Source organism: Microbulbifer maximicatervae (SeqCode) (assembly GCF_052467505.1).
The window spans coordinates 2863115-2881992 of sequence record NZ_CP174313.1; the positions used below are offsets into that span (position 1 = coordinate 2863115).

An 18878-nucleotide genomic window follows, 5' to 3' on the forward strand; every position below is an offset into this window, starting at 1 on the left:
GACACCACAACTCACTTCAATGCCACACCACTCACAGGCTTAAACTGTTCGTTCGTCTACGAATATGTCGATTCGTCACTTTTTTAAACACCGAGATTACTGTCGCTATAAGCTAGGTCAAAACTCAATAGGAAAAAAACTCTTATGAAAGTTACAGCCATTGCCTCCTGTTTACTATTAGCCTCAAGTAATAGCTTCGCCCTCGAAACCAAAAAGAGTGACTACGATTTGAGAATCGACAATGTACAAATATTAACCAGCGGTGCGGAAGGTTTTAGCGAGAAAAGCCGTATTTACATTCAAGATGACCGCATAGCCAGAATCACTCCAATGACCAGGACAGCCCTACCTGCCGAGAATACCCACGACGCACAGGGTAAATATGCGATACCGGGTTTGATCGATTTACATGTGCACTTAAGTGCATCCGGGTCAACTTATAAGAATTATCAGCATCTGCCGCTAGAAACCAACTTAAACAATCAACTCTATTATGGCGTTACCGCTGTCACTGACCTTCTGATGTCGAGCGAGATGATGCAATCTATATCCCAGTTGAACGATTTGGCTCCACTAGTATTTGCCTCCGGACCCGCCTTCACCAACCCTAGAGGTCACGGTACCCAATTCGGAGTGAAAGTTCATGAGATTGACAGTATCGAGCAAATCAGTGCGAGCTGGGATGCACACTTAAGTTACCAGCCAAAATTGACCAAAGCCATCATAGAGACGAAGAATGGTACTGCCGTCCCGCTCTCAGATGATGTACTCAATGAGATTGGAAAACGCTCCCAAAGCGCCGACTTACCGTTTTTTGTTCATGTCACTACCCTGGAAGATGGGAAACGAGCAATCAAGGCCGGGGCTACTGCTTTAGCCCACGGTATTAATTTTGAACCAGTGGACAATGAATTTATAAAGCTCATGCTACAAAACGAGGTTACTTATATACCCACTCTATCGGTGCTTCATAATCAGGCTGACGAACATGAAAATCAATCTATCACTCAATTAGACTTGGCGCCTATACATCCGAAAATGAAAGCCTGCCTGTTTAATGAAGTCCAGGCACCAATCGGCAGCAGAAAACTAGCGTGGCAGAAAAAAGCTATCGCATATAATAATGTGGTCGAGCTTGCTAAAGCTGGCATTAAAATTGGCACCGGCTCTGATTCTGGGGTCCCTTACTCGCCCCACGGACTGGGTTTAATAAGCGAGATATTAGCCTTGCAAAAAGCGGGCCTATCCAACCAGCAAATCTTACTCGCCACAACACAGGTTGCTGCAAAAGCTTTGAATGCAAGTGACGATATAGGGTCAATATCCCCGGGAAAACGTGCTGATTTTATTCTGCTAAACAAAAATCCTATTGAGAACATACAAGCAATTACAAACCCAGAAAAGATCTATCTTGCAGGTGTGGCGGTAGAGAGAAAACAGCTTATCGAGAAGAGTTACGCCACTCCCCCCATTGGTTCTAGTTGTGAATCTTCATCGGAGAAGAAAGGCCATAGAATATAAAAGAACTTCATAGTGTCAGCACCCATTTAAATTGTAATTTATGGGTGCTGATACTCAACTTTAGCTAATAAGCAAACATATCAAGCGGGCTTGAATTAAAACTATCTTATCTTATTTAATACCAATATAATTGGCCAATACAGAATAAGCTATGATAGCTATTGCTCATCAATATTTTATGTCAATACTAAAAGATCTTAAGCATCCTTTCTTTGCGAAATCATTTGTCGTCGTTCTATTACTAGATATAGCTTGCGTATTTGTTTTTTTTGAATCAGGAGATATAAGCTCGGTCAGCAATGCTCTCACTGGTGCTCCGATATGGTTTGTTTTCTTTTATTGGCTACCCACCTGGTCCACAGCTCTCATTGTATTGCGCCTTAGACGCAGAGGATATCATTCATTGTTAATCGAGTGGATGATCCTGGTAGTTCATATGACTATTGGCAATCAGTGCGTTAGCTGGTTTATAGAGTACGCCTTTAATGTCGAAGGCGGCTTGAATATGGGAATGGGCATTATCTTTAATGGGCTAATGTGGGCTACCTGTTTATACTGTTCTTACGCCATGCTGGAATACCGCCATAAAGTCTCTGAGCAAAAGCTCGCCATGCAGAAAGCAAAATTACAAACATTACGTTATCAGCTAAATCCACACTTTATGTTTAACAGTCTTAATGCTATCTCCTCCTATATTCATAGCGATCCAAACCTTGCTGATGAAGTTTTACATAAACTAGCAGATATTTTGAGACATTCTCTCGACACTGGCGAGCTAGAAGAAACTACAATCAAAGAAGAAATTGAACTGATTAATAAGTATTTAGAAATAGAAAAAGTACGTTTTGGTGATAATTTGAAAGTAGAGATTACGGTAGACCCAAGAGCCAGTGATATCTCTATCCCTCCCCTATTATTACAGCCAATTTTTGAGAATTGCTTCAAACATTGTCGTACAATAGAAAACTTACATATTCAATGTCGTATCTACTTAAAGAATGACAAGGTAATTATTGAAGTCGCAGATAACGGATATGGATTTCAGGAAAGCGTTCTTAGTTTTATCCACTCACAGGGAACCGGAATTCATAATTTGCGCCAGCGCATTGAGCTACGACCAAATGGAAAACTTACTCTAAGCAATCAAAGCGGTGCCCACGTTAAAGTTGAGATGTCTGTATGAATTTAAGGGTCATTATTGCCGAAGATGAAGCACCGGCAAGGAATAAATTAAAAGCTCAGCTGGCGACTATTAACTCTATTGAATTGGTTGCAGAAGCAAAATCTGGACTGGAAGCATTAACATTGATTGAGGAGCATCAACCACAACTACTACTGATGGACATTGAAATGCCTCATCTTAGTGGATTGGATGTACTAGATGCCCTAACTTACCAACCCTATATTATTTTCACAACAGCGTATTCTAAGTTTGCTATTGATGCTTTTAACCACGATACAATCGATTACTTGCTTAAATCCTTCCCATTGCAACGCTTAAAAGCTGCCATCGAAAAAGCGGAGAAGCGAATCAAACTTATTCATAACAGTACTCGGGTAGGGGATGATTCGATAGCACTAAAGCGCCTCGTAAGTAAGTGCGATGATCGCATGACCTTTATTGATCTGAACGATATTTCTTATATTAAGTCTGAACAAGGTTCAATTATTGCTCATACAGTGAAAGGCATCAAACCCTTACAAATGGGCCTAGATCAACTGGAGCAAAAGCTTAACCCAGATCAATTTCTACGCCTACACCGCAGCTACCTGATTAACCTGGACAGAGTCTCGGAAATTCAGCGTTACTTAAACGGAAAATTGACAGTGATTATTGATGATGAACAGAAAACCACTTTAATATCTAGCCGATCCGGAGCCGATAGATTTAAAATGATATTCGAGCAGGGAAGCTAGAAATCGCTATTTGTTTCTTTATTCTTACACGATTAGACTGTGTTTACACCTTAAATGGAAATCAGGCTGAGTTTTATATGGAATACTGGAAAGTACGTTTTTGATACCATCTCATAAGCACTATCAAGTAATCATCCCAACATCATAAACCATATCGACAAAAATAAAGTGCTGAACCAATTCAATACATTGGGAAAGACACAGAAGCCTCTAAAACTAGCCCAGCATTTCTTTAAGTGGAAATAATAATTTCGACATTCAATTATTCAAGAGACTCTTCAAATTCCTTTTTGCTCTCTAAATCGTAATAAAGGATATCACTCCAATACAAACCCATCGGAGGCTCACTCTCAACGTTGTCAAATTTATCATTGAACTGGAGCCCATAAAATGGACTTAAAACAGATTCTGAATTGTTTTCTGCTGCACTCTTTACAATATCAGCTGATGCCTCTGGGTCTTCAGGAAGTGCATCAATAGCTGCTCCAGCTTCACAGCAAGCCATAATTTCGGATTCAACGTAGCCACGCAGAACTGACTCTTCAGAGTCATCCATACAGTCCAGCTCGATAGTCTCAAGCAGTAGATGCCTATCCTTATGCTCTTGAAGGAATTCTAACGTTTCATTTAGCATTGAATCCGGCAGATCCGTAATGTCTTTGCTAATAACTCGCAGAACTTCAACAAATTTCTTTAACCGCTCAAATCCTGCCTCAAAGTCACTACTAATAGCATAAAGTTGAGTTTTATCATCAGGTGAATCGTCCTCAAAGCCATCCGAGACCAGTGACGCGCACAGTTTGGGATTCCCGGACATTAGTACACGGTAAGTGAAGGGAATACTATATGGCCATTCAGACAAGCCTGAAATAGTCTCGGGGCGGTCTGAAAAGGATTTAGGTTGATTACTAAGACTATAAAGATAAGAACGATTTGCCATTTTGAGGCTCCCTATAAATACTGCCAACGGCACAACTTTATCGCTGTCATGCCTTTTCTGCTTAAGAAAACTATTGGATTGAAACTTCCTGGGCTAAGAAAGTCGAGAGTGAAGTTAACTATGTGTGCTTACCATCCAGTTAGTTGCTAATAACCATCGGTTCATTCGTAAATTGAGTAGATGGATAAGTTAGGTACTGACCGCCAGCGTTCTATTTCTGTTAGAACTAGACTCTACCACTACTGAGCCTGATTATGTACAAAGGGACTTTATTTTAATGATATTTTTCAGAAATTGATTTTAATCAATTTCAGCTTGGAGTTTTTCTAACTGTGCCGTAGCCAGAGCCATTCAACTTTACCCCTGTAAATAGCTCTGGTCACTCGGTAGATTATCAAACCACAACCTGCCTTAACCTGAACTTTAAATTACTCACGCTATACATGTAACTATTACTTACTTTTTCTACCCTCTGTCTTCGTTCATTAAGTCTACCTTAGTTACCAGGCCCCCTATTATTCGGGACACTCCCTTTCTTCCAATACCCCACCCCTCTTGATTGAGTATTCTGTATAACTCCCAGTCATTATATCGAGAATTTGTAGCCAGGAATAAAACAGTGCTTTTTCAGATTTAGCAATTTCTCCTGCCAGTTCCTTTGCGGCTTCCTCTGTTGGTGCAGAATCCCTAAAGCTTTTTGCACCACCATTCATTAAATGGACCCGCTCTGCAAAAATTGCGAACCGATTGATTTTTCTTCCCATAATTTGCTCCTTATCCATAAAAACAGCTTAAGTCCTTACATTCCTAAGCTGATACTTCCATCCAATTTATACTTCGCTCAACTCCTCGCATTTGCGCCAGGGTCAGCTCTAACTCCTCGCGTAGATTCATCTCTACTGATACCGAAAAGCTGCGCACGTATTTTGTATAGTTAAGGATACAGATAGCGTACATTGCCCGGTTGTTATAACCCGATCGGTAACGGCAGATCCGGATCGGCTCCCCGTCAATAGTGATATTTCTGGCTCCCATTGCTACCTCTACTCAAGATACTGTACATGCATACAGTATACGGTAAGAGGTTCAGGAACTGTCAAGTCACTATTGCCGCCAGTCCAGAGCCCACTCCGCCCATATCGCCCTTCTGCACGCGAAATTACCAGTGTTATCAAGGAGTTTGGTACGAGGGTAATCACCGTTTACGCCATAGCCGCAGATATACACTTCCTGTGTATTGGCAACCCAGTCGTATAAAGTGCTGGGACAAGCCATAGACTGTATAAGAAACGATCAGTGATCTATTTTTTGATTAAAAAATGATTAACAAAGCTTAAGGTGAGGGAACACCGGTGAGTAGTACATAGGCTACACCGCTCAACTCAATGCAAGGGAGAAGCAGAGGGGTTGTCGTAGAACAATGTGTATCCTGCTAGCTACCAGGAGTATTTTGAGGAAAGCTGTGGTAGTCAGCCCTTAGGAGGGTTTTGCGGTACTTCTAAGCTCTCGATGCTTTTAGCCAGCCAGTCTTCATACCAGTTAAGATAGCTACTAGACCAAGGCTGTGGCTCCCGGTAACTCTGAGTAACCCATACTTCCCCACGATGAGCACCGTTAATAACTAACATAAATTCAATACCACAGCCTATTTCTGCAATATCAATGGTGCCTGCTGACATCGGATATTCATCTTCGTCATCCTGGTAGTAGTACGGAAGACCCTCTACGTTAGCACCATAAGAATCCGCAGCCCCAAAACCAATCTCAAGAAGAAAGGCTCGAAACTCCTGCGGTAAAGAAATGTTGTACTGTTTCTCGATACCGTTAACTTCTTCCTCCGAAAACCGACGGAAGTTATATTTCCAGCGCTCTGCACCAAAGAGAGAACAATCCTTATCCAAACCACTCAGCCGTTTAAGTTGTTGTTTGATGCCCAGAAGCCGGCTTTCTATATCTTGTGTACTCATACCGTCTATATTTTAAATGTTTATAAGTTTCAATACTGTCTAGATTATAACTTTTAACTCAACAGCTGAAGCACCCACTCCACATCCTACCGCACTGTAACCTAACGAAGAGTTAGATTGCCTCTACTTATGAAATTTCGTTAATCTTAATTCACAACTATATTTTTTGCGATAACAAGCCTTACAAATAAAACAGAAAAATAAAAACCATCCTTAAACTAAGACACATACGTGTTTACAAAAATCAAAAGCAACATTTATGATTTAGACTATTGATTTAAGTTGTTTTGATCAATTCAATCTCGACCAACTATGGCCCAACAATATCAAACTCCAACAGCAGCTAACATATTTTAAAACCGCAAATACAGCTAAAAAGATAGGCGCAGAAATGATCTTATTGGAATTTATTCAGATTGTTTTCAGTAACAAAACTGCGTAAGGTAAGTAAATATTTCTCGATATTTTAATCGCTGCTGAGCAGCGTTATTTGTGAAAATATCGAATTCAAAATTTATAAATTGCCTATTCCCTCAAAGGAGAACGGTAGCGTGACCTAAAAGTAAGTAAAAGTCGCTGACCCAAGGTGCTACCAACACCAGGGGCCAGCTAACCAAATTGATACACTCACTATCAAGATGGCTGTATGGATGATACGCTAGAAACCCGCTCGTCTTCAATAAAGTGGAGCACATTCAGTAACTTGAGGCACTTTCTCAAGTTCTGGCAGCGTTGTGTCCGTCTTTTCTACTTTTATGCTTACCGTTCCCGTGCCCCACCCCGCATTCACTCTTCAACTTTCTTTCACAGCTTTCCCATTGCGGAAAGGCTACCCATGGTTTGAGTATCATTAGGGAATAATATATGTTGATTTTGACTCGCCGAATTGGCCAAAACCTCAGAATTGGGGCTAATGTCTCAATCACTGTATTGAACGTTAAAGGCAATCAAGTACAAGTAGGAATAAAGGCCCCCAAATCTTTAGCCGTCCACCGCGAAGAAATTTATAACCGTATCCAGAGAGAACAGAAGATAGGCAAGTAAAATCTGTAAGCGGAAAACCTGGACCAATTATTGGGGGCAGAGCCGAGTAAGCTAAGGAGTTACACTGCCACCAATTATTGGCCTTTCGCGGGAGCAATCATACTTACCGTCAAGAACCCAATCATTTTGAAACTTTGGAATTATCACGAATAGGAGATACGCCATCTTCGAAGACTATATGTCGTCTTCGAAATTTCTTATCCAAAAGGTATTCAGGTTGGCTAATCCGATCCATTCGAAAATGACGAAAGTCATTGCGAGCAGGGTCCCAAGCTACCAGATACCATACGGGTGGTAAGATCAACATAGCTTGCGGTTCAACAACCCGGCTAGTTACTGCCCCTTTCGCATCACGATATTGGAAGCTCAGGTATAGTCGCTGAAGAAAAGCCGTTTCAAATGTAGGCAGTAGTAAGGGCGACATCTCTCCGACATTAGATACGTCTACCTCCGGTGAAAGCTTGCCGATGTACAGGCAATCCATAAACCTACGTAAATCACGCACCTTATCAACGGGTAAAGCCTTCTCTATTTTTGCCAGCCCGGCATCCGCAAGATCCGAAAAGGGCAAACTCCCTGCTGCACGCACGGATGCAACGCTAATAAGCAGCGCAAAAATCTCAGCGACCGAGAGCCGAGCTGTAGTTTGAACCGATTGCGGATCAAGTTGCAGACCGCCCCCAGGGCCAGGTTCAGAACGGATAACAAAGCCCTCATCCCGCAACGAGCTGATATCACGCAGCACTGTGCGCCTGGATGCGCCAACTTCAGCGGCTAAATCGGCAATCGTCAAAGTGCCCTTTCGGCGAAGGCTTCGCACTATGGCGTCTTGTCGGAGACGTACATTCATTTTACACAGATATTAATAAATGGTGACAGTTTTTGGCACTATTAGATTCTAGCCTATGCACTCACGATCCAGCAAAGGGATGTTGAAGTTGGAACAACCCCTAAGGATAGAAAGTGGAGCCTGCTGGTAAACAGCACCTCTCAAGGCCTCCCCAAAAAAGAGGAAGTAAATTGTCTAGAATACCCGATTTCCCCACACCTACTATTATCTCAGTGAATGGCATAGAGCTGGAGGTCTTTGAAGCGGGCCAGCAGAACACAGGAAACCCCGTTGTGCTTTGCCACGGATGGCCGGAACATGCCTTTTCCTGGCGCCACCAAATACCCGCTCTCGCCGCAGCGGGCTACCACGTTATCGTTCCCAATCAGCGAGGCTATGGCAACTCATCCTGCCCAACGGAAGTAACCAGCTATGACATCGAACAATTAACCGGCGATCTAGCTGCACTTCTGGATCACTACGGATACCAAGATGCCACCTTCATCGGTCATGATTGGGGTGCAATGGTCGTTTGGGGAATAGCGCTATTACACCCAAACCGCGTAAATAAAATTATAAACCTCGCACTGCCCTATCAAGCCCGAACAGAAAAACCTTGGATCGAGTTTATGGAGGAATTCCTTGGGAGCGATTATTATTTTGTGCACTTCAACAGGCAGCCAGGTGTTGCGGACGCAGTGTTGGACAAGAACGCTTCCCAGTTCCTTCGTAATTTGCTCCGCAAAGACGTACCTCCTACACCGCCGGAGCCTGGTATGGTAATGATCAATCTCGCGAGAGCAGTATCACCGCTTGGTGCCCCCTTGCTGAATGATAGTGAACTGGCTGTATTCTTTTCCGCATTTGAAAAAACGGGTTTTACAAGTAGCATAAATTGGTATAGAAACCTGGATCGCAATTGGCATATCTTGGCAGATGTAGACCCAGTTATCCAAAAGCCGACCCTCATGATTTACGGCGATCATGATTTGATACCTAGGTCTCCAGATATCAAAGATTTCGTTCCCAATGTAGATGAGGTGAACCTTAATTGCGGCCATTGGATTCAACAGGAAAGACCGGAAGAAACCAATCAAGTGATTTTAAACTGGCTGGAACAACAATCCGCTACTTAGTATCCATTACTCTAGAAAATTCCCTTTCTGATTATCCACACAGAATCCCGCAAAGAAGGCGTTCACGGTAGGATACCCACTGTAAAGTGGCCATCTGGGGATAGCATGTGCATATAAGCGAGACATGCTACTTCATAAGGCCACTGCTCAACACTATATATCTCGATACAACTCATCAGATACTGATAAATTGGCTTTGCTGCCGAGATGTTCCTCACCGCTAAATTTGGCTGACAATCATCGCTTAAGTATGTAAAACTAGTGGCTTAATGCATCCACCCTGGTGCAGGCAGATCATAACTTCACTGTCAATTTCAGAATTTTATAATAACTGGATTCCCAAATGGAAAAGGTTGCCATATTTGTTGATGTGCAAAATGTTTATTACACATGTCGACAAATCTATAAACGAAACTTTGATTACAACAAGTTTTGGCGGGAGGTGACAGGGGGTAAAAAAGTTGTTAAAGCCATAGCTTACGCCATCGACCGTGGTGATAGAAAACAGTATGAATTTCAAAACATCTTAAGGTCGATTGGTTTCGAAGTGAAATTAAAGCCCTTCACCCAAAGATCCGACGGCTCAGCCAAGGGCGACTGGGATGTGGGCATAACTATTGATGCTATGGAATATTCAAGCTCGGTAGATACAGTGATTTTAGTGTCAGGAGATGGCGACTTTGACATTCTTGCCCACAAGCTCAGGTTAGATAGAGGCAAGAAAGTTGAAGTATATGGTGTTCCGGAATTGACGGCTGGAGCATTAATTAATGCGGCGAGCAAATTCACTCCAATTGAAGATAGGTTATTGCTGTAATAACAGCCAAGGCTACTAACTGGTGTTCAGTGGCCTTAAAGAAATTTCGCTCAAAATAACCATCTAGTCACTTATGTGATTTTAGAACAAATACCTATGCTATTAGTCAACAGACAAGTCTATTATTGGCTTTTATACTATCTAATAACACCTTAGTAAGGCTCAAGGCGTCAACAAATGAAGAACTCATTAGTTATAATTTTGACCCTATTCTCTATGGCTTCTATAGCAAGAGGGGATGTAAATAATTGCCCTAAATTAAATCTCAACATTCCTGAATCTAAAGCCAACCCAGTAATAAAGGTCGCACCACTGCGTCCGATAGGCACTAACAGGAACTTACCCGTATGCGTAGTCGTGTCCTTTAGACTGGTAGAGAAACCGACGTCTGAAGGTGGAGGTCTTGTTCCTGGGGAAATAAAGATCGAAGGTTCATCTGATAAAGCATGGGATACCCCCGTTAAAGTCGCCGTATCAAGATGGCTTTACCTTTCAGAAGGTATCGACTATCGTGGGCGTCAGTATGTGATCTATAAGATTCCCTCACAATCCCCATAGTCAAAAACTAGAAAAGCTAAATGGTACCGTTTAGAGATTTTATGCGTATATTGGTACTCTTGATTACATTTATCCCCGCAGCAGTTTTTGCAGGAGGTATAAATTGTACTAGCGACGGAGACTCAGATCGCTATAAAAATCAGCTCAAAAAATTCAATGCTCAGCTACTATGCGGCCTAAGTCCTGAGTATGTTGCAGGATTTCGTATTGTTTTTGCTCCATCATTCGGACAAGCCAAGATAACAACGGTTTACCAACGCCATGACGGGACACTAGATGTAAATGGTAAATATCCTCTATCGTTATCTCAGTACATGGACATGGTTTCCCAATTTAAGGATCTCAACCTCTTTGAATTAGAAAGTTATGATAGATTAATTGATTTGTACTGTGCCAAGCCTCCAAAATTATCAACGAAAATAGATTCCTCCGAACCTAATAAATGCCCTTTGGGGTTCGATGGGGAGACCGTTTATATTGAGGCTGCCTATGGAGGCCAAAAAAGGACCGTTCAGCGCTGGAATGGACTAAGTGTTGCTCCCGATGTGGAAAGGGACTTTAGTAAAACTGCAAATTTTCTCCTAAATATACTTGACTCTGAAATTAAGGAATAATTTATTTTTATATATACTCAATGAGAACACTCAAGATTCTATTATTTTACTTTAGGGAGTGGAAAGGATTTAGCCTAATAGTTCTCCTTCTATTACTGGTGTTACTTCATGTTATTAACCTGGCCAGTAACACCGAGAAGGTTGTAAAGCAAAATGGTACAATCAAATCAAAATTTTATATTGGTCGCTCCAATGCCGCTCACATACCAAAATACCAATATCAAGTAGAGCTGAAGAATCGCAAGGTGATTGATGTGGGCAGCGATATGAACCTACACCCAGGTGATACGGTTTGTATTGCAAGCATCACTTATAAAAATAGCGTAAGAGTCGCCAAATATACCATAGAGACTTCAAACGGCTGCACCGGTGCACAGTAATCGGCGTTGCGTAAGAATCTACTTTTATGTTCCGACTAACTCCACGAGACTCTAGCCGTTGAGCTTTAGGCGTCAGCTCAGAGACCCGCTAATTCCCATGCCTATCAATCCTTATATTAGTTTCTTTACCTTAACCATATTAATAAACTCAGCATGGTGATAGGTGCGCCTAACTTATTGATATTATATGCTTTTTTATTGGTATTCAGGGTATATGAAGTATTACCCCTGTTACCAAATGCTATGTTTCTAGGGTCGCGTACAATCTACGGAGCCAGAGGGCATCGGCAATGGCTATCAGAATCCTTTCTATCGATGGTGGAGGAATCCGGGGAATCTTGCCTGGCCAGATACTGGTGTCCCTTGAGCACAAGCTAAAGGTGAAATCAGGCAATCCTGACGCCAGGATAGGCGAGTACTTCGACCTGGTGGCCGGAACAAGTACCGGTGCAATATTAGGTGCCGCCTACATCTGCCCTAACAAGCAAGGAAAACCAAAATTTTCTGCCCAGGATGCTGTCAGCCTCTACCTTAAGGAAGGCGAGAAGGTATTTGGCTCAGGCTCATGGCCTTTTCTAGAAAAGTTAAAGTTATTGAAGGAGGAAAAGTACTGTTCCATGGAGTTGGACAGGGTTTTATCGCAATTCTTTGGGAAAATGAAACTTAGTAATCTATTAAAGCCCTGCTGCTTTGTTTCCTATGATATCAAAAAGCGGGAACAAGTCATTTTTAGGCAACATTGTGCCATAGTAAAGAATGAAGACTTTCTGGTTAAAGACTTTCTACTGGGAAGCACCGCGGTACCAACCTATTTTGAGCCAGCACGCATCTTTTCACTACCTCCATCCAACAATAAATATGTCTTAATTGATGGCGGCATGGTAGCCAGTGATCCTGCTTTATGCGCCTACTCCGAAGCCATCAAATTCAGCGGGGTCTCTGGGATGAAGGATATGGTTATTGTATCTCTGGGTACTGGCAGGCAACTTTCAGGATACAAATACAAGGAGGTTAAAGATTGGGGGATACTCAATTGGGCAAGGCCCGCCATTGATATCGCCGTAAATGGAAGCGCGCAAATGGTTCATTACTATATGAAGCAAATTTCTTCTACCGTAGAGAATTCAAATTACTACCGGATACAACCAAAGCTTTACGCTGCTGACTCATCTATGGACAATGCGACACCAGAAAACCTGAAGAAGTTAAAAAAAGCGGGAGAAAGGAATGCAGAGTATTTTGATAAAGAGCTGGAAGAAATAGCTACTATATTAGTCAACAACCAAGGAAGCCATAGGTATCAGTAATGCTACCGATCGGGACCAGCGTTGACTTTATCAAATTACAGCTATAGAAATTCATACTACTTATTAGAGCTTAGGTATTTTTCTCTTACCTGATTAATCATACCTCCTGCTTCCAACACTTCAATTTCGTCCTTAGCCAAATCACTCCGCAAGTTAATACATTCTCCTGATGATTTAATTATTAACTTAATTGAACTGCTTGACTTTATCTGTGCAATTGGATTGTCAATTTCAAGAGCTACCCCCTGTTGAAGAAGATTGTAATCATCAAAATTCTCAAATAGCAATGGCAGCACACCGAAGTTAATAAGATTACGCCGGTGTATACGGGCCATACTTTTTGCAATTATGCACCTCACCCCAAGAAAACGTGAAGATACCGCCGCATGCTCACGGCTGGAGCCTTGTCCATAATTTTCACCACCGACAACAAAACAGTCTCCATTGAGCTTCACTGCCCGATCATAGAATGATTCATCGATTCGTGAGAATGTATAGCGGCTGATGGCGGGGATATTTGAGCGCAGCGGTAAGATTTCTGCTCCAGCAGGTAATATTTCATCAGTGGAAACATTATCCCCTGCTTTCAGCAATAATGGGCCAGTTAAAACTTCCGGTAGCTTTTCGAAATCAGGAAGGGGCTTGATATTTGGCCCTTTGATCAACTCAACTGCTACTGGGATTTCTTGAGGTGGCTGCAATAACGGACGTATATCAGGTAGATATTCCGGCTCATGGAAGCTGGGGTAATCCATATCCAGGTCACGAGGGTCAGTGATCACCCCTCTTAACGCACTGGCAGTGGCCACTTCGGGGCTGCATAAATAGACTTGGTCGTCTGCGGTGCCTGAGCGGCCACGGAAGTTACGTGGGACCGTGCGCAAGCTGATACCGCCACTGGCGGGAGCCTGCCCCATGCCGATACAGCCACCGCACCCAGTTTGATGCAAGCGAGCTCCCGCTTGTAGCAATTTTGTCAGATCTCCACTCCGACTGAGCTCTTCGAGTAACTGACGTGAGGTTGGATTGATGTCAAAGGAAACGTCATCGGCTATTCGGCGACCTGAAACCATGCGTGCAGGTATCGCAAAGTCTCTCAACCCTGGGTTGGCAGAAGAGCCAATATAGCTCTGATAGATAGGACGGCCCTCCACTTCACGGACCGTCACAACTTTGTCTGGGCTTGATGGACAAGCAATTAGCGGCTCGAGATTTGATAAATCGATAGTATCTTCTTCGTCATAACCAGCACCTTCATCGGCCTTCATTTCGACAAAGTCGTTTTCACGATGCTGCTGCTTTAGGAAAGCCCTTACTGCTTCATCGGCAGGAAAGACGCTGGTGGTAGCGCCCATTTCCTGCCCCATATTGGCAATCACATGACGATCCATCGCTGTCAATTTATCCAGGCCGGGGCCGTAATATTCAACAATCTTGTTAACACAGCCCTTAACAGACTGCCGACGTAACATTTCCAGAATGATATTCTTAGCGCTAATCCATGGCGGCAGCTCACCTTCGAGCTTCACACCGAGTATTTTGGGCATTTTCAGTGCAAAAGGGACGCCTGCGATGGCCATTGCTACCTGTAGGCCACCGGCTCCAATCGCCAGCATCCCCATAGAACCCGCTGCACAAGTATGGCTATCGGCGCCAAGTAATGTCTTACCAGGAACATCGAAACAAGCCATCTGTACTGGATGGCTGACACCATTACCGGGCCGCGAAAACCAAATTCCAAATTTACGACAGGCACTTTGCAGGAATATATGATCGTCGGCGTTTTTAAAATCCGTCTGTAACAGGTTATGGTCTACATATTGTGCTGAAAGCTCAGTCTTGATTTGAGACAAACCAAGTGCCTCAAGCTCCAACATAATAAGTGTTCCCGTCCCATCCTGAGCTAGCGTCTGATCGATCTTTATCTCTATTGGGCTGCCAGGCTCCATTGATCCACTCACAAGGTGGCTTTGGATAAGTTTCTGCGCAAGATTCATAGGCATAAAGGGATACCCGGTGAGTGAGCTGGAGCTTTCTAGTATTGATATAACTAGATCTTGATCATTGTAGCTCTAGGGAGCCTCTGAATAACTCCGTGACACCTCTGGCATGCAGAGCGGTTCACAATCAAGGCGCGGCTTCGCAGGAATGTCTAGACCTTTCAAGAAGTCGCAACGCGGAGTGTGAATCGCTCTGCAAGCCCCAAAGGGCGGTCCTTGAAGGCCACAGCTGCTGCGTTGCAGCTCTTGCAAAGGGCTACGGCCATTCCCGGCGAGCTGCGCCTAACATCTGCAGCCTTCAAGGCCCGCAGAGGCATTACGGAGTTATTCAGAGGCTCCCTAGCTTCCTCGGCTGAAGCACCGTTATAGCTGCAGGACTATGTAAGCGCCAATGCTATATCCACGGACTCTTAGTAACCCTAACATACGCTAGCGCTACCTGAACCGTTTGCTTCCGCAGTTTTGTAATCTCTGAAAAATGACTGAGTATATGCAGCCACATACGGTCGATAGGGGAGTAATTACTAGAAGATAGGGGTTTAATTCAATCCAGAACTTCTATTTAATCAGTAAAAATAAAAAGTGTTCTTGGGAAAGACACAATTTCCCAAGATTGGCAATTGTTTATGGATTCAGCTCACACACAATTATATTAATTTTCTTCTCCACAAGCTGCCCTGTATTACTTTCTCCATACTCACTGTGCTTCCCGCGGGATACAACTTTAAACCCAGTATCAGACAATTGGGTACAAATATCACCCTCATCAAACAGCCTGAATCCATATTGAGTGAACGGTAGATTTTGCATAAAAGATTTATCGCCAAAAGCCAGGCATAACTTTCCTTTAGGTGCTAGTACTCTGGAGATCTCTGCTAGATGATTTTTTAGGGTGTCCCAAAAGTATATTGTGTGTACGGCTAGAACCTTATCGAACTGTTTATCGGCAAACGGCAGGCTTTCTGAGCTACCAACTAAAAAGTCCATTTGCCCCGACTCTATATATTCAAAATTTAGACCCTTTGCGGTTGCCACCATATCGCTCGACCAATCAATACCGGTATAGCGGACAGAAGATCCCTTACGAATTACGTCGACTGCAAATTTGCCATTGCCCGGACCAATTTCTAGAACAGAATCACCATCTACCACATTGAGAGCCGTTAAGGCGGCAAGATTCGTTGCTTCATTCGCTTTGTTCATTTGTTGCGCGGTTTCTGAGGCCAATGTACCAGATGGTTTTCTAAGCTGCTCAGCAACAAGCTTTGGATCTTTTGACATTACTATTCCTTCAGCGTCAAAAATAAAATACTAACCAGATAATTTATTCTTTAAATTAACCAATCACTACCTGGGTAACCGTTTTGTTTTGAACATACATGTAAAATACAACTTATTCTACACTACCCTTTTGCTCAATATCTATCTCGATTATATTAGGTAAAAATAGGGGTAGGCAGAATACCTATTAAGATATTCTGCCTGCGCATCTCAGTATTTCCTACAATGCAAATCACTTCAATATGAAAATTTGTTTTTTAAGTGCCCCTATCCAAAATAGATTGCAAATTAAGCAAACTAGAACTTGCTATCTTTAATTTGGTTAGATTGCACTTATAACGACATTTAAGCATCCACAGTATGTGCCATGAGCTTGCAAGCAATTATCATAATGACAGTAGCCACAATTGTTGGGACCACTGTAGGGATAAGTTCTGGATAAGATCCATCAATAAAATAGCCTACTAATCGGCCAACTAGAACCAACATCAATGCAATAAATCCAACCATAATATAGTCCACGTTAGATCTTATCGCTCCAAGAAGAACCATTGCCCAAATTGCGATTGTTGTCCCGCCCCAAAGAGAGCGAATACTCGATAGCCCACTCACAGAATCAATAGGTTCGATAAATGTGTGGGTCAGCATGACAGATGGACTGATCATAAGAACCAATCCAGTCCCCATAAAAAACAGGGCTAAGATACCTAAAATACACCGTCCAATAGTTGCCTTCGCCATATACCCAAAACCTCCAATCAATTTGTAATCATTCAATATCACCGAACGAGGTATAGGTTATGGATAAATATGACACTATATGGCATATTTTGATAACTATGCGCACATCTACCCTCTCACGAATAGATAGACTTGAAGTTATCACTGCCCGATTAAAGTCGGACGAACCCATCACGATTGGTGAAATTGCCAAGGAAGTGGGCGTTAGCATTCGGACGCTGAATCGAGATATAGAGGTGTTGAGAAGCCGAGGCTTGCCGATTGAAACGGATGTGGGACGCGGTGGTGGAATCCGTTTGGACCAGCGCTGGGGCGTTGGTCGTGTCAACTTAAACTATACAGAGGCTGTTGACCTGATGATCAGTTTGGCTATTGCTGAACAGATGAAGTCCCCCCTCTTTATGGCACACCTAAGTAGCATCCGCCACAAGGTAATGGCTTCCTTTTCATCGTCCATGAAAAGTAAAGTGAATGGTATAAAGGCACGTATCATCATCGGAAAATCAGCTTCCGAGGTTGTGCTCTCAAATTTCTTAACTCCAAAGCGTAAAACTGTCGAGAAGCTCCACCAGGCTTTCTTAATGCTTCAACGCATAAAGATCACCTACTGTGACGAAAGCGGAAAAGAAACACTACGAACTATTGAACCCCACTACCTCTTTCTTAGTTATCCCGTATGGTACATCCTAGCCTGGGACAAGCTCCGTGAGGATATTCGGGTATTTCGCTGTGACAGGATTAGGAAAATTCAGGCTCTGAATGAAGACTTCAAGCTAATTCCACTTATTAAATTTAAACATAAGAGAGATAAAATACCTCCATCTTAAGGTCATTATGTTTGAACTTCATCGAAAACCACCTTAGAGCAGTATAAGTAATAAGCCTTATATTTAGCCAAGGGCGATAACAAATAAATTGTATACGTTACTATATGTACTGACGATACAAGTCCAAGAAACCCACAGAGTTGACCTATTAATTTGACTTGTAGCGAGATACATATTTGCATAGCTCTATAAGTATGGCTAGGATGGCTGCCAACCATTAACTCCATCGCCTAAAACAAAGAAGCCTCTTAATTTAGGTATAGGTACATGAGGATAGCCATTTGAATCCTAGGTCACTTTTCTTTTGGTTCTGCGGCTTATCGACAATCATTATTCTTGGATTCACACCAAGTTATGTTATGGCTTACCGAAACCTATCCACAATGCATCATATCCATGGAATAGTTTCCCTTCTATGGATTGGAATCATGTGCTTACAGTCTTATTTAATGCTCAAAGGGAGCACATCTCTTCATAAATATCTAGGTTGGCTGTCAGTTGTCGTTGCCACATTATTTATAGGCACTTCATACTGGGCATTTTTCAGCACTATTGAATCAACCTTAGAGAAGAGTGAAATATTTAAACTTGTATATTGGGTTGACTTATTCTTATTACCACTTTTTGTATTCTCTCTGCTATCTGGGTTCCAGTACCGAAAGTCTCCCCAAAAGCATATGCTCTGCATGATGCTGAGCTTGGTAGCTATACTACCGCCGGGACTAGGAAGGCTTATCTACGGTTTATTTCTATTTCCCTTCAATGCTCCTATTAGGTATTTTTACGAGCCTATGATGCTAACCACCATAGGAATACTGATATACTTAGGAATTCGTGAGCAATGGAGATTTGGTCAAATAAAAGTGGCTCTTGGGGTAACGACATGCTCATTTATCACTTCCTATTGGGTAGTCAATATGAGATTTTTTGAGAGTGGCGTAAGGTGGATTTTGAGCACTTAATGCTGACTCCATTTTGTTCCACTAATTATTTATCTCA

At 42.6% G+C, this 18878-nt stretch carries 19 protein-coding genes; 11 read left to right on the forward strand and 8 right to left on the reverse strand.

Annotated elements, in window-relative coordinates; all coding sequences use genetic code 11:
• The first annotated feature begins 144 nt into the window (after positions 1 to 144).
• From ACJJIN_RS12740 to ACJJIN_RS12750, 3 genes are all read left to right on the forward strand, one after another.
• A complete protein-coding gene (locus tag ACJJIN_RS12740; protein ID WP_444894950.1) occupies positions 145 to 1521 on the forward strand; it encodes an amidohydrolase family protein in 1377 nt (458 codons plus the stop codon).
• Between the two features lie 151 nt (positions 1522 to 1672).
• Positions 1673 to 2704, forward strand: coding sequence for a sensor histidine kinase (locus ACJJIN_RS12745; protein ID WP_444894951.1), 1032 nt, complete (start codon positions 1673 to 1675; stop codon positions 2702 to 2704).
• The gene (locus ACJJIN_RS12750) at positions 2701 to 3438 is read left to right on the forward strand and encodes a LytR/AlgR family response regulator transcription factor (RefSeq protein ID WP_444894952.1); all 738 of its coding nucleotides are present in this window, start codon (positions 2701 to 2703) and stop codon (positions 3436 to 3438) included. The genes ACJJIN_RS12745 and ACJJIN_RS12750 overlap by 4 nt, the downstream gene beginning before the upstream one ends.
• Positions 3439 to 3700: 262 nt before the next feature.
• Here ACJJIN_RS12750 and ACJJIN_RS12755 read toward each other — a convergent pair whose 3' ends face one another.
• The 4 genes from ACJJIN_RS12755 to ACJJIN_RS12770 all read right to left on the reverse strand — a co-directional run bounded on the left by ACJJIN_RS12755 (position 3701) and on the right by ACJJIN_RS12770 (position 6345).
• A complete protein-coding gene (locus ACJJIN_RS12755; RefSeq protein WP_444894953.1) occupies positions 3701 to 4378 on the reverse strand; it encodes a DUF7822 domain-containing protein in 678 nt (225 codons plus the stop codon).
• 515 nt (positions 4379 to 4893) lie between these two features.
• Positions 4894 to 5142, reverse strand: coding sequence for a hypothetical protein (locus ACJJIN_RS12760; protein ID WP_444894954.1), 249 nt, complete (start codon positions 5140 to 5142; stop codon positions 4894 to 4896).
• 43 nt (positions 5143 to 5185) lie between these two features.
• Positions 5186 to 5413, reverse strand: a complete 228-nt coding sequence (locus ACJJIN_RS12765; protein ID WP_444894955.1) for a hypothetical protein — start codon at positions 5411 to 5413, stop codon at positions 5186 to 5188.
• 434 nt (positions 5414 to 5847) lie between these two features.
• Entirely contained in the window at positions 5848 to 6345 is a 498-nt protein-coding gene (locus ACJJIN_RS12770) for an SMI1/KNR4 family protein (RefSeq protein WP_444894956.1), read from the reverse strand.
• Between the two features lie 864 nt (positions 6346 to 7209).
• On the opposite strand from ACJJIN_RS12770, the gene csrA reads away from it, so the two are divergent.
• Complete coding sequence (gene csrA, locus ACJJIN_RS12775; RefSeq protein ID WP_299588813.1) at positions 7210 to 7389, forward strand: carbon storage regulator CsrA; 180 nt, start codon at positions 7210 to 7212, stop codon at positions 7387 to 7389.
• A 121-nt stretch (positions 7390 to 7510) separates the two neighbouring features.
• Here csrA and ACJJIN_RS12780 read toward each other — a convergent pair whose 3' ends face one another.
• Positions 7511 to 8239, reverse strand: a complete 729-nt coding sequence (locus tag ACJJIN_RS12780; protein WP_444894957.1) for a helix-turn-helix transcriptional regulator — start codon at positions 8237 to 8239, stop codon at positions 7511 to 7513.
• 170 nt (positions 8240 to 8409) lie between these two features.
• On the opposite strand from ACJJIN_RS12780, the gene ACJJIN_RS12785 reads away from it, so the two are divergent.
• The 6 genes from ACJJIN_RS12785 (at position 8410) to ACJJIN_RS12810 (ending at position 13030) form a co-directional block, all read left to right on the forward strand.
• The gene (locus ACJJIN_RS12785) at positions 8410 to 9354 is read left to right on the forward strand and encodes an alpha/beta fold hydrolase (RefSeq protein ID WP_444894958.1); all 945 of its coding nucleotides are present in this window, start codon (positions 8410 to 8412) and stop codon (positions 9352 to 9354) included.
• A gap of 343 nt (positions 9355 to 9697) precedes the next feature.
• Positions 9698 to 10171, forward strand: a complete 474-nt coding sequence (locus ACJJIN_RS12790; RefSeq protein WP_444894959.1) for a LabA-like NYN domain-containing protein — start codon at positions 9698 to 9700, stop codon at positions 10169 to 10171.
• A gap of 177 nt (positions 10172 to 10348) precedes the next feature.
• Complete coding sequence (locus tag ACJJIN_RS12795; RefSeq protein WP_444894960.1) at positions 10349 to 10729, forward strand: hypothetical protein; 381 nt, start codon at positions 10349 to 10351, stop codon at positions 10727 to 10729.
• 41 nt (positions 10730 to 10770) lie between these two features.
• On the forward strand, positions 10771 to 11343 hold the full coding sequence (locus ACJJIN_RS12800) for a hypothetical protein (protein ID WP_444894961.1): 573 nt from the start codon (positions 10771 to 10773) through the stop codon (positions 11341 to 11343).
• A gap of 20 nt (positions 11344 to 11363) precedes the next feature.
• Positions 11364 to 11723, forward strand: coding sequence for a hypothetical protein (locus tag ACJJIN_RS12805; protein WP_444894962.1), 360 nt, complete (start codon positions 11364 to 11366; stop codon positions 11721 to 11723).
• 290 nt (positions 11724 to 12013) lie between these two features.
• A complete protein-coding gene (locus ACJJIN_RS12810) occupies positions 12014 to 13030 on the forward strand; it encodes a patatin-like phospholipase family protein (protein WP_444894963.1) in 1017 nt (338 codons plus the stop codon).
• Between the two features lie 56 nt (positions 13031 to 13086).
• On the opposite strand, the gene ACJJIN_RS12815 is transcribed toward ACJJIN_RS12810, so the two are convergent.
• The 3 genes from ACJJIN_RS12815 to ACJJIN_RS12825 form a co-directional block, all read right to left on the reverse strand.
• Positions 13087 to 15033, reverse strand: coding sequence for an aconitate hydratase (locus ACJJIN_RS12815; protein ID WP_413664673.1), 1947 nt, complete (start codon positions 15031 to 15033; stop codon positions 13087 to 13089).
• A gap of 621 nt (positions 15034 to 15654) precedes the next feature.
• Complete coding sequence (locus tag ACJJIN_RS12820) at positions 15655 to 16311, reverse strand: class I SAM-dependent methyltransferase (protein ID WP_444894964.1); 657 nt, start codon at positions 16309 to 16311, stop codon at positions 15655 to 15657.
• Between the two features lie 345 nt (positions 16312 to 16656).
• Positions 16657 to 17052 carry a DUF4345 family protein gene (locus ACJJIN_RS12825; RefSeq protein ID WP_444894965.1) on the reverse strand — a complete coding sequence of 132 codons (396 nt, stop codon included), beginning with the start codon at positions 17050 to 17052 and terminating at the stop codon, positions 16657 to 16659.
• Positions 17053 to 17111: 59 nt separating this feature from the next.
• Between ACJJIN_RS12825 and ACJJIN_RS12830 the strand changes: the two genes are divergently transcribed.
• Complete coding sequence (locus tag ACJJIN_RS12830; RefSeq protein ID WP_444894966.1) at positions 17112 to 17879, forward strand: helix-turn-helix transcriptional regulator; 768 nt, start codon at positions 17112 to 17114, stop codon at positions 17877 to 17879.
• Positions 17880 to 18878 lie beyond the last annotated feature (999 nt).